A 12005-nucleotide genomic window follows, 5' to 3' on the forward strand; every position below is an offset into this window, starting at 1 on the left:
AGTCACTAAGCCAGCCTGCTCCTGTGATCTCCTACAATCTTGCGTTTACTCCCGGACCAAGTGGCAGGTTGAAGACGTACCATAGAATGACCATAACCACCCACACCGAGAAGAACGCAATCGAATACGGCAAAATCAGTGAATAATACGTTCCCAGCTTCGCATCTTTACGATACTCCTGCAGAAATCCTACGAACAGCGGTACAAACGGTGATACTGGAGCCAAGGGAATAACGACAGAGTCAGATACCCGGAAAATAACCTGGGTGAATGCCGGATGGAATCCAAGCAGCATCATCATTGGAATAAATACCGGGGCAAGAATCGACCAGATTGCTGATCCACTTGCGATAAACATGGTCAGTAATGCCGACAGGAAGATCAGTCCGATCACCACCGGAATGCCGTTAATGCCCGTCTTTTCCAGCAAATCCGTAATCGTCAGTGCCAGAAATTTGCCCATGTTGCTCCAGTTGAACATCGCCACGAATTGAGACAGCGGGAATACCATCACGATAAATCCAGCCATCGTTTTGATCGGTTCAATGAGCAGTTTCGGCAGATCGTTCTGGTTTTGGATCACTTTCAGTTTAATGCCGTAAGTCAGTGCTACGGTAAAGAAGAACAGTAAAATGACAGGAACAATCCCGGCCAGGAAAGGCGATCCCATGACACTTCCCGTTTCCGGGTTGCGAAGAACCCCATTGGAAGGCACGACCATGAATCCAATCACGGCGATAAAAAGCAATGCTGCGATTCCCGCTGCACGTAGTGCCCGGTTCTCTTCAGGTGTCGGCGCTTCGAGCTTGTAAACCCGCTCCCCTTCGTAACGACCCAGGCGTGGTTCCAGAAATTTGTCAGTCATGAACCCCGCAACGAGGGTCAGCACAATAACCGAAGCGGACATAAAGTACCAGTTATCCAGAACCGTAACACCTACATTGGGATCTACAGAGGCCGCGATCTCCGTACTGATGCCTGACAGCAATACGTCGGTGGTCACAATGAGCATATTGGCTGTAAAGCCTGCACCGACACCAGCAATCGCGGCAATCAATCCGGCAACCGGATGTCTGCCTACCGCGAGAAAGATCAGCGCTCCAAGCGGAGGCATGATCACAAGCGCTGCGTCCGAGGATACATGGCTGAAGAAAGCGATGAAAATAACGAGATAACTGGCGTAACGCGCAGGTACCCGAACAGCCATCTTACGCATAACCGCTTCGAGAAGCCCCACCTTCTCCGCCAGACCAATGCCCAGCACCAGAGCCAGGATTGAAGCCAGTGGTTTGAAATCAGCAAAGTTCTTGACCACATTCGGCAATAGCCACTGAATCCCCTCCCTGCTTAGCAAGTTCTTGACCTGTACCTGTTCCCCGTCAATCGGGTTATGTGCCGTCGCATTAAAGAGCGATAACACCAGTGTGGCAACCATCAGGGCGACAATGAGATAGATAAACAATAAAAACGGATTAGGAAGCTTGTTCCCTACTTTCTCTACCCAACCAAAAAGTCCTGTGTTCTCCTGTCTGTCCGCTTTGACCATGCAAACTACCCCCTGACTGTGATGGAACTGCCTCTGGATAGACTGACCAAGTCTGATGAAGGTCTTGTCCCCGTTAGCAGATCATTAACGTACATTTAACGAAAATGTCGTAATTTTAGGACATTATATAATTAACTCCACATAAAGTTCAATACCTGTGTTATGTATTTTAACACTGGAAATAAAAAAACCGCTGAGCCGCTCTTGTGTTCTTGTCCTTTCCACACGGACATGAGACATAAGATTGCATCATCGGTTTCATTATTTCGTTCTATGTTCATTAACCTAACGCAGGAGACGATAACGGTTACTAGGCCTTCCCCGCCTTGTATTCAGCTCATTGCCAACAATTTCGGCCAGTGCAAAGGCGGTAAGGCTACCCATAATACGTTGTACGTGCCTGATGGTCATAGCGAGTCCGGAAGCCAGCTCACCGGCTGTAAATTCTTCTTTTCCCATTCGGCGTATGTATGCCTTTATTTTCTGAAATGTACGAATACTGACGCCTGCCTTGTTCAATTGCTCCAACAGTTGGATATCACTGGAATAGGTTTCATAGGATAATTCTTGGTCCTCTCCTGCCGCCTCCACAATGGTTCCATCCGTCTCATAGATAATGATCCGTCCTGCTTCATCATCCTTGGCATACTGGATGGCTTTGCGTGCATGGCGTTCGGCATCGAACGCCGTCTCCCCGAATCCAATTCCGGCAAAGGAGGGCAAGTCTGTATCCAGCTCCAACTGATGCATGGTTGAATGCAGTGATTCCATATTACGAGCCATTACACCTCTTGAACCATACATCAGGTATCTTCCGGTGCCGTCTTGATGAAGAGATCCATCGATTTGTTCACAGTGTCGCAGCAGCACGCCCTTGATCTTCAGCTCCATATGTTGCAGCTGGTAACGCTCGGTCGATTGTTCGCCCGCTTCATGCAATCGATCGATCTCAATCATAAGTACACCAATCTGACTATCCTTGAACGCGGAACTGCGAATCTGTTCAATCAGCATGCGTACGGCTTGCACTGTTTCCTGCTTGGTTGAATCAATTTTGAAGACGGGTACCCCGCGTTCCAACAGACCTTCATACACCGCATACAGACATGTAATCGCTGCTTTGGTAATCCCCTCCTGCCAATGCCGCACGTGGAACCCGATCATTTCTTCCACATCATAATCGATGGAAAACACGTACTTACGTAATTGTTCCTGCGAAAAATTCAACTCTTCCAGGCTGTCCATCAGCCCCCAGCTCTCGTTATCCGTCATATCAATAGAGATATCTTTCACCGGACTGTCCAAGGTGTAGACGGCTTGAAGCATCGCCTTATACAAGCTGGCTCCTGTAGGAGGGCAGTATATCGCATGTTCTTTTTCAAGAAGTACAGCTTGGGCACTCAGATAAGGAATCGGTCCCGTAAATACCCATCCGTGTACATTCTCCCGATTTCGTCTGATAATATCTCCCGTTTCTCTTGCATGTTCATAGGCATATAGCTCGTAGCTCGCCCCCAGACTGTGTCCCTGCAACGCACGCATGGTTCGCTCAATGGACGGCTTCGGCCCTACGATTCCGATACGATACATTCACACACCTCCTTCTTTCACTCCACAATGCCAAAATGAATAGTAACTTCTGGCGCTTTCATTCCCGAGTCGATTTTTCTCCTTAACATACAAGAGAAATCCTCATGTTGTCCAGTTTGCCTGAATTCCAGCATCTTTCATTAATCGTAAATTTTACATATCGTTAATCCATTTCATACATTGGTTTAGCATTTGTTGTATACACTGGGTTCTGGATACAAAACAAATTATACATATATTCTAGGAGGATGCATTCATGTTAAACCGGTTCAATATCCGTGCAGCCAAAATGATGCTCGCGGTGACGACGATTGTTACGGCTACACTCGGAGGAAGCAGTGCAGCATGGGCTGTGGAAGACACGACCTTAACGACATCTGCATCACAGATTAAGAATGTCATTATCCTCATTCCTGACGGCATGGCTAACGATGCGACTGCCCTGGCTCGTTGGTACAAAGGCTCTTCCCTGACACTGGACTCCATGGCAAGTGGTATGGTTCGCACACACTCTGCAGACGCACCGATTGCGGACTCGGCCCCTGCCGGAACAGCTTTTGCAACAGGTTATAAATCGCATACCGGATTTGTCGGTGTACTGCCGGACAAGGCTACGATGCCTGGACAGAAGGCGATTGCGTCTGGAGACGCAAGAAAACCGGTCGCATCCGTACTCGAAGCTTCCAAACTCGCCGGTAAAGCAACCGGTATTATAGCCACAGCCGAGATTATGCACGCCACACCAGCGGACTTTTCTGCTCACTATCCGGACCGTAAAAACTATGATGCACTCAGCAAACAACAAGTCTATAATGGCATGGATGTGGTGTTGGGTGGAGGTAGTAAATACCTTGAGCCAGCAGGGCGCAAAGACGGCGAGAATCTGGTTTCTTCCATTAAGGCACTGGGTTACGATTACGTCACTACACCGGCGGCAATGAAAGCATCGGATTCGAACAAGCTGTGGGGCATGTTCGCACCTACGGGCATGGCATATAATATGGACCGTGATCCTGCTAAGCAGCCAAGCCTTGCCGAGATGACATCCAAAGCGATTGAAGTGCTGTCCAAAGACGAAGAAGGCTTCTTCCTGATGGTTGAAGGCAGTAAAGTGGACTGGGCAGCTCACGCCAATGATCCGATTGGGATTATCAGTGACGTGCTGGCTTTTGACGATGCCGTAAAAGTAGCCATGGATTTTGCCAAAGCAGATGGAGAGACGGCCGTTGTGGCTGTTACGGACCACGGTAATGGTGGACTCACCATTGGTAACAACGCGACGTCCGGCACATACGATAAAGAGCCGTTGTCCACATTTATCGGACCTTTGAAAAAGGCCAAGCTGACAGGCGAAGGCGTAGAAGCGAAACTGAATGCCAAACGCACGAATATCAAAGCAGTGATGAAACAATACTATGGCATTTCGGACCTGACTTCCGAAGAGATTACCACTATTAAAGCAGCCGAACCAGGCAGCCTTAACTACGCAATCGGTCCAATGATCAGCAAACGTGCAGGGATCGGCTGGACAACTGGTGGTCATACAGGTGGAGATGTTGTGTTGTACACGTATGCTCCGAACAATGACCGTCCATTCGGGGTAATCGACAATACGGATGTAGCCAAATATATGGCTCGTGTACTGGATCTGGATCTCGACAGTGTGAGCAAACAGTTGTTTGTACCTGCCAAACAGGCATTTACAGCCAAAGGCGCGACGTACAAGCTGGATCTGACCGATGCCAAAAATCCGAAGATCCTCGTTACAAAAGGAAACACCAAGCTGGAACTGCAAATCTACAAAAATATTGCACTGGTGAACGGCAAGAAGACAACCTTGGAAGGTGTCATTGTTTACAACGGTGTAGAAGCCTTTGTTCCACAAATGGCTGTTGATCTGATCCAATAATACGTTAGGACTACAGGAACTACCGGAGATTAAACCATTTGGCTGCCGAATATTTCGGCAGCTATTTTGTTGTTTTCTGATAAGCAGTATGTCCCTGATCCCGCTTATCGTATAATGATCATAATGTTGAGAAATAGGATACAAAAGGAGAGATTCACTCATGTTGATCAAATTAACCTGGATCACGCTGAGAGTCAGTAATTTGGAAGAGTCGCTCGGGTTCTACCACGACATGCTCGGACTTCCAATTCAGCGCAGATTCGAAAGCCGCGGACGGCAGATTGCCATGCTGGGCATGGAGAATGAAACAAAGCTGGAACTGATTGAGGGCAGCGAATCCGTTCTTAAACCAGAGGCGGGCGTGTCGATCGGCTATGAGGTGAGCTCGCTGGAGGAAGCCATGGAGCGACTGGCTGAACTGAATATTCCGATTGTGCGTGGACCCATCCAGCCCAATCCGCATCTGCGGTTTATTTACATTACCGATCCTGACGGCTTCGAGGTACAACTCGCAGAGCATGCATAATTAAACGAGTGAACGTATCACGATGACCAGTTGTACGTGTAGCCAAACCTGCACGCACAACCTAGGGCGGCGTAAGCACACTATAGGGTCTTTTTATAGTTTCATGCGGCGCATCAGCGGCACACCTACGTGATTCAATAAGCGGTCAAGCAACAGCCAGCACCAGCGTCTGCCCCACGGAAGATGACGCTCATACACAGCGGAGTACTCAAAATCAGCCATAGCACCGCGATTGCGCTTGAACTGCGCAGCCCCGGCGCTCTCGTGTAACAGATGGCCGTTCTCGCGAGCCTGTCCGATCAGACATGCAGACAACATGCGGTATAGTCCGACGGACTGGGGGATCGCCGTATCATAACCGAACAGCGGTGTTGTCATGATTCCATTTCGACAGAAATAACCCATGATCGCGTCCAGACGCCCCTCCTTCCGCAGTCCGTGCAGTATGAGCGTTCCAGACTCCATCGCAGCGGTAATGAAACGCTCGGTGAATTGGGGATTGTCATAGGAGTATTTTTCAAGGTATAGAAGCTTGTATAACTCCACAATCCGGGGAATATCCGCATCCGTCATATCCGCTCCGGATACGAAATCATACCCGTGCTTGGCGAGCAATTGATCATCCCGCTTCAACAGCCAGCGCGACTTCGCATTGCCGAAATTCGGATCATACGCACGGTACAGGTAGATCTGCCGACTTGGAATCAGTCTGCACCCCGCTTTCCTTAGATTCTCCGTCAAGTCGGGGTGAAGCTCCGGGCACAATGAGCGAAAGACGACGGTATGCTCAGGGTACCGCTCTTGTACCGCTTCAACCATACGAACAGCCTGTTCGCCGGACATGGAAGGATACAGGTTCGTGGAGAACAGCCAGTTGTTCACATGCACGACCTTGTTGATCTGGGATTGCTTCATTCCCCAACCCAACAGACTGAGCAGCACAGAAAGCCCTTTTTCCAATATTGGCTTCTGCAACATGGTCAATTCCTGCTTGGCGTAACTTACATAATGCGTATACGGGGAGCACACATAAGCATTGTCGTACTCCGCTTCATTCACCGTTAAAGGAAGAACGAGATCGTCTATCCGGGCGAGCAGCATTGTGGTCTCCACGTTCGCCATATAACTTTGGGTCCCGTCCAGCATAATGGGTTCCAAATAGGCTCTTGCATATCTGCCGTCCTCTGTATCGGGCCAGTCCATGCCTTTGATCGAATGCTGATCATATAGACGCACGCATTCAGCGCGTTTACCATTCTTAATCTCATATGTACGATCGTCGCAGGCCGATCTGTCTTTCATTACTTTATTCTTCAAGCTTATACTCCCCCATGAAGTAGCATCTTCTCTTTAACTACTAATTTCAGCTCAATTGCTATCCTGTCCGGGATAATTTCTCTGCAAGCTGACGATACGCCGGTCCATCTTCTCTCTCGTTGACTTCATCTTCATCCATCTCCAGCCAGTAGTCCGAATCCAGCAGTTCTGCCATATCCAGTCGAGTAATCTCTGCACATTCGGGATGTTCATATACTCTACACAACACTGTATAGGAAAAATATGCTGCTTTCAAGTTGTATTCCAGATGTAAAAAAGCCCGTCCAGCACGCTAAATACGCACCGACAGGCTCTCAACTATATACTCTTAAAGTTTATTTTCAACGGAAGAAGCCTGATGATCCGAGATCAATTCATTCAGGTCCACTATCAGTTGCTCCAGTTCTCCAAAGCTCTCTACCATCTTCTGTGTCAGGTTGCGCTGTTCTTCCATGCTCGCCAGAATCTCTTCTGTCGCTGCACTGGATTGCTCAGTCACACTCGAAATCTCAGAAACCTCATTCACAACTCTGGTGGAAGATTCCTTCATCGTCGCCGAACTAGTCTCAATATCTGTCGCTTGATTCAATACATGCTGAGAGTTACTGTTGATCGCACGGAACACTTCATCTGCCGTTTGCACACTATCTCTTCCTTGTTGCAACGATTGACGAATGCGTTCGAATCGATCCGTCAGTGCCTGCGTCTGTCCTTTCAATCGAGACAGAATGGTTGCAATATCACTTGCGGACTGACCCGAGTTCTCGGCCAACTTGCGAACTTCCTCGGATACAACGGCAAACCCGCGTCCATGCTCACCCGCACGAGCTGCTTCAATGGCTGCATTGAGTGCGAGCAGGTTGGTCTGACTCGCAATATCCGCTATGCTATTCAGCATAAGCGTCATGGATTCACTTTCCTCGTTAAACTTTCGCATGTCATTTGCAGTTGTATCGATTGTCTCATACAGCTCTTGCATCTGAATGTTCAGTTGATCCATCTGTGTGCTTCCTGTTTGCGTGCTCGTTGCCATACTTGCGGACAACTCTTTCATCTGCCGTGAATAGGACGCAACGTCCTTGATATGCTGATCCGACACAGACAAGGATTCCGAAATCTCGGCTACACTGGTCGCCTGGAACTCAACGCCTTTCGCAACCTCACTGAAACCAAGCGTCACCTCATTGGTGATGGAGCCAGTCGCATCCACTTTTTGCTTCAATTGATCCGTATACCGAGACAAACCTTCGACCGATTCCTTCACACGTTCCAGCATGGTTTCCACTCTTTGCTTAGAATGCTCCACCTCATTCTGGCGCACTTCACTTTCATGGAAGAGCCTTTGATTCAGCTGTGAGACCAGCATCAAAATGGCTCCTGTGAGAGCGAATAGTCCCACATTGACGATATTACCTATCAGCTCAACAGAATCAACGGTATTGATAACAAATAATTGAAGAACACTGTTGACTAGTAAGACCAGAAATCCAACCATAAAATATTTCTTGTTAGGAAATAAAAGCAGAACTGCCGTTATAACCAAACTTAACGTGAGATCCACTGTTCCCCAACCAACATAGACTCCACATATTGTCAGTAATACGGTAATCAGCCATGGAATGGTATGAATATGTTTCTTCTTCGCATTAGCGTATGTCATCCAAACTACAAAAATTAAAGCTACTCCATTGGAAACAAGTAACTTCGGCATCATAAAAGCCAGACCCATGCCAATGGCAATGATAATCCATAAAATGATACCAATTAATTTGTTCCTTTTCCAAATAATTTCGTCCATACGATCCATGCATACCCCGTCCTTTATGTAGGTTAAATGTGAGTTGTAGGGCCTTTCTGTACTACATCTAGTAGTCTTTGGTCCTGCTTATGCGCAAATCTCAAATACGCAGCGCGTTAGCATAGTACATATTGACTTCATAAGTATGAAATCAGCGCTACTTTATGTATATCGGTATTCAAAATTTAAAATGAATATGAATTGCAAAATGATATACAGGCATATCATTTTACAAACAAAAAGCCTGTCTTATACGTTTGGCGTATAGGACAGGCTCTTTGGTCATAATCTGGATGTACAGGACAAACTCTTATTTTCCGAATACAAGTGTCGTATTGGAGGAACCTGCATACTTGGTGACGAACTCACGCGCGTAGCTGGCGCTCTCTACCTGATAACTGTAATTGGAACTTGGTCTCCAGTTCGTTTTAGGTGAAGTCGGGCTATTAAGAGCTGGCGTACTGCCCGTATCGGTGAACTCACCTTTTCCTTTGTCATCCAAGATGCCGCCCTTTTCAGCGCCAGCACCAAAGTAGTTGTTTTCGGAATAAATCCGTGCTTTTTCACCAATTGTGATGGCCTGATTAAAGTTGTTGGCATAGTTGTTTTTGAGATGGAAGTAACCATATCTTAAAAGTCCAGGACCACGTACATATAGATTTTCGAAGTAATTGTTGGACATCGTCACATGAGGGACTCCATTGTAACTGCTGTTACCATCATTCGGATGACCAAGGATAACGCCATACTTATGGTTCGCAAATTTGGAATTGCTAATCGTAATATAGTCGGCGCGATCACCAATATACAGAAGTTTGTCCAGATCACTACCGCCAGAGCTGTAGCTGTGACCAGCAAACGTCACATGATCGATCCAGTAATTGGAGCCTGAAGTGATATACATCTGGATATCATCATTAGCATTGATATTCGCTGAATGTTGAAAGGTCAGATTCTGAAAAATCACATTGCTTGAACTGCTTGTAGATCTGAAATGAATATTCGTTAGTGTATGTTTGTCAAAGGAACCTACGAGTGTCTTGTTCGCTCCAAATTCAACCTTTTGCAGCGTAGAGGAAGAAATATTCTGTTCAACGACGACAATTTTGGCTGTAGAGCCCGCCATATGTGTTCTCAGGTCATTGAGATTACTAACGTAAACCACCTGACCGTTCTTGCCACCTGTCGTAGCTGCCTTGGATACACCATTTTCATTCTTGGCACTGCCTGCAAAACCAGTCAACCCGTTTGTACCTGTGTTTGGATAACTGGCCGCACCATATGTAGACGGGGCTGTGGAGACAGTTAGCAACAATAGAGTTACAGCGAGTAAAAGCATCGAAAATTTCTTCAAAATTTCACCATCCTTTATAATATTATCCTCGAAGACAACTCGATTATATCGTGTAACTTTGGTTGTGACAATACAAAAATTGCAAAAAGACAACAATACTCACTTTTGTGCAACAGCAGATCAGATATAGTGAAAAAACAAAAAAATGAGATCAAGCCACGGCTATTGCCATGACTTCATCCCACCAATCGATCCTATTTTATTTAATTTTGATTTTCAGTTCATCATTCTTGGCTTCCTGCAAATCATCATAGACCTTATCTGGTTTGCCACGAAGTTTTAATACCATTGACTCGGGATTGTCCAGCAGGTTGCTGCTGAATGAATACATCATTCCATCCTCCGTTCCTGTCCCGCTTACCATGGATAACTTGGTCTGCTTCCCGTCTTTAGTGGTAGTTACAATCTCGAGAGGCTGGACTACCTCACTGATCGACAACTTCGTTTTGTAATCGATCTCTTGCTCCGGCTCATAAACAAATCTAACTCGAGTCACAAGCGGTGATAATTCCACTTCTGATAACATAACTTCATGACCCCCAACGGTAAAAGAACGATTAACGTTGATGATTTCCGTTTTGGGGATGGAAAACTTGGGATCCAGAGCGAAAGAAATACTCATTTTTTTGGAAAATTGATATTTCCGTTCCTTTTCCCCGTTTTCTGAATATTCCACCGCATTTGGAACAACAGAAGAAAGCTGGAATTGAAGATTCACTTGCTCCGGCAACGGTTTGTTTCGATTTCGCTCAAGTGTACTTCGACCATAAATGGTATGTTTATCATTCGAGAAGTGCACGCCTCCTATGTTTCCGTTATCAAGGACGTAACCTGTACTTGCATCCGTCATCTTGGTATTGACGATCGAATAAATCTCTTGCGGAGCATCCGTTCTGGCGGTATACAATACGGTTATCCTGTTCTCATCCGCCATAACCGCATTCACGGTAAAGTGATATATGCCTGATGTAACCGTCCGATCCACAAGTTGCACATAACCATTATTGAGTGCTGATGTAATCGTAGTCTTTTCCATATCGGTTGAGATGTCACGAAAGGGTTCGAGTATTCCCCAATGGATTACAGGCTCAGTATATGTTGCCGGTTGTTGCCCGTAGTTTCCAAGCGGACCCATAAGAAACCAACCCGCAGCCAGGGTCGTGACCAGCACTGCCGTGATCCATTTGACACGAAAGGCCCTACCTGATCGTCTTGTTCTGGCCTTCGCGAGACCACGTTGAATTGCAGCCGTCGTGTCCGCCTGATTCCATTGCTGTTTCTCTCTTTTCACCTGATATGCGTCTGCAAGAAGTGCTTTTTCCTCCGGGTTAGTGGTCATGCCAATCCCTCCTGTTCTTCATCAACTTGCGCAACTGTTGGAGTCCCTTGTGCTGCCAGGTCTTGATCGTACCTTCCGGTTTGCCGAGGATGGAGGCAATATCCGTCAGTGTCATGTCGTTATAATATTTCAGCAATAATACATGGCGATATTGTGGTTTCACCTTTTGCAAAAGAGATTCCATGACAATTCGATTATCATCGACACTGATCATCCAAGACGATGGAATACTATCCTCCAGATCTTCCTTGGCCAGAGGTGTCGCCCGCTTGCGGCGCCTCTGTTCATCGATGCAGACATAGATCAGAATCCGAATGATCCACGACTTGAACGCCTTCTCATTCTTCAGCGTACGACGCTTGATCCAAGCCCGGCACGTCATCTCCTGTACCGCTTCCAGCGCATCTTGCCGGTTACGCAGGTAACTGTTAGCAATGGAAATGAGCGTATCCTGATGCTCCATAATGGATTGTACAAATACCGTCTCGTCTTCGGTCTGTACATAGATCCTCTGGTTCATCTCTGCTTTTGTTTCCACCCCGCATCCCTCCTTCTCTCTCTTTCTGTGGTATAAGACGGGCGAGTAAACCAAACGGTTTTTAATATTTGTTCATCAAAAAAAGCCC

At 46.8% G+C, this 12005-nt stretch carries 10 protein-coding genes; 2 read left to right on the forward strand and 8 right to left on the reverse strand.

Annotated elements, in window-relative coordinates; translation table 11 throughout:
* Nucleotides 1-31: 31 nt before the first annotated feature.
* Both AC1S8V_RS21890 and AC1S8V_RS21895 read right to left on the reverse strand, forming a co-directional pair.
* Nucleotides 32-1546, reverse strand: a complete 1515-nt coding sequence (locus tag AC1S8V_RS21890) for an AbgT family transporter (RefSeq protein ID WP_482070741.1) — start codon at nt 1544-1546, stop codon at nt 32-34.
* Between the two features lie 285 nt (nt 1547-1831).
* Entirely contained in the window at nt 1832-3136 is a 1305-nt protein-coding gene (locus AC1S8V_RS21895; RefSeq protein WP_482070742.1) for a hypothetical protein, read from the reverse strand.
* A gap of 256 nt (nt 3137-3392) precedes the next feature.
* On the opposite strand from AC1S8V_RS21895, the gene AC1S8V_RS21900 reads away from it, so the two are divergent.
* Both AC1S8V_RS21900 and AC1S8V_RS21905 read left to right on the forward strand, forming a co-directional pair.
* A complete protein-coding gene (locus AC1S8V_RS21900; protein ID WP_482070743.1) occupies nt 3393-5045 on the forward strand; it encodes an alkaline phosphatase in 1653 nt (550 codons plus the stop codon).
* Nucleotides 5046-5205: 160 nt separating this feature from the next.
* Entirely contained in the window at nt 5206-5571 is a 366-nt protein-coding gene (locus tag AC1S8V_RS21905; protein WP_482070744.1) for a VOC family protein, read from the forward strand.
* Nucleotides 5572-5664: 93 nt separating this feature from the next.
* Here AC1S8V_RS21905 and AC1S8V_RS21910 read toward each other — a convergent pair whose 3' ends face one another.
* The 6 genes from AC1S8V_RS21910 to AC1S8V_RS21935 form a co-directional block, all read right to left on the reverse strand.
* A complete protein-coding gene (locus AC1S8V_RS21910) occupies nt 5665-6888 on the reverse strand; it encodes a GNAT family N-acetyltransferase (RefSeq protein ID WP_482070745.1) in 1224 nt (407 codons plus the stop codon).
* A 58-nt stretch (nt 6889-6946) separates the two neighbouring features.
* Entirely contained in the window at nt 6947-7114 is a 168-nt protein-coding gene (locus AC1S8V_RS21915) for a hypothetical protein (RefSeq protein WP_482070746.1), read from the reverse strand.
* A gap of 102 nt (nt 7115-7216) precedes the next feature.
* Nucleotides 7217-8695 carry a methyl-accepting chemotaxis protein gene (locus AC1S8V_RS21920; protein WP_482070747.1) on the reverse strand — a complete coding sequence of 493 codons (1479 nt, stop codon included), beginning with the start codon at nt 8693-8695 and terminating at the stop codon, nt 7217-7219.
* Nucleotides 8696-8996: 301 nt separating this feature from the next.
* A complete protein-coding gene (locus AC1S8V_RS21925) occupies nt 8997-10040 on the reverse strand; it encodes a pectate lyase family protein (protein WP_482070748.1) in 1044 nt (347 codons plus the stop codon).
* A gap of 199 nt (nt 10041-10239) precedes the next feature.
* Entirely contained in the window at nt 10240-11379 is a 1140-nt protein-coding gene (locus AC1S8V_RS21930) for a DUF4179 domain-containing protein (RefSeq protein WP_482070749.1), read from the reverse strand.
* Entirely contained in the window at nt 11369-11842 is a 474-nt protein-coding gene (locus AC1S8V_RS21935; protein WP_482074543.1) for a sigma-70 family RNA polymerase sigma factor, read from the reverse strand. Before AC1S8V_RS21935 ends, AC1S8V_RS21930 begins: the two co-directional genes overlap by 11 nt.
* Nucleotides 11843-12005 lie beyond the last annotated feature (163 nt).

Source organism: Paenibacillus sp. B46(2026) (assembly GCF_056786355.1).

Coding starts and splice junctions, on each gene's coding strand:
- AC1S8V_RS21920 (WP_482070747.1), bottom strand. CDS start 8,695: ATGGATCGTATGGACGAAATTATTTGGAAAAGGAACAAATTAATTGGT.
- AC1S8V_RS21905 (WP_482070744.1), top strand. CDS start 5,206: ATGTTGATCAAATTAACCTGGATCACGCTGAGAGTCAGTAATTTGGAA.
- AC1S8V_RS21895 (WP_482070742.1), bottom strand. CDS start 3,136: ATGTATCGTATCGGAATCGTAGGGCCGAAGCCGTCCATTGAGCGAACC.
- AC1S8V_RS21935 (WP_482074543.1), bottom strand. CDS start 11,842: ATGGAGCATCAGGATACGCTCATTTCCATTGCTAACAGTTACCTGCGT.
- AC1S8V_RS21900 (WP_482070743.1), top strand. CDS start 3,393: ATGTTAAACCGGTTCAATATCCGTGCAGCCAAAATGATGCTCGCGGTG.
- AC1S8V_RS21930 (WP_482070749.1), bottom strand. CDS start 11,379: ATGACCACTAACCCGGAGGAAAAAGCACTTCTTGCAGACGCATATCAG.
- AC1S8V_RS21890 (WP_482070741.1), bottom strand. CDS start 1,546: ATGGTCAAAGCGGACAGACAGGAGAACACAGGACTTTTTGGTTGGGTA.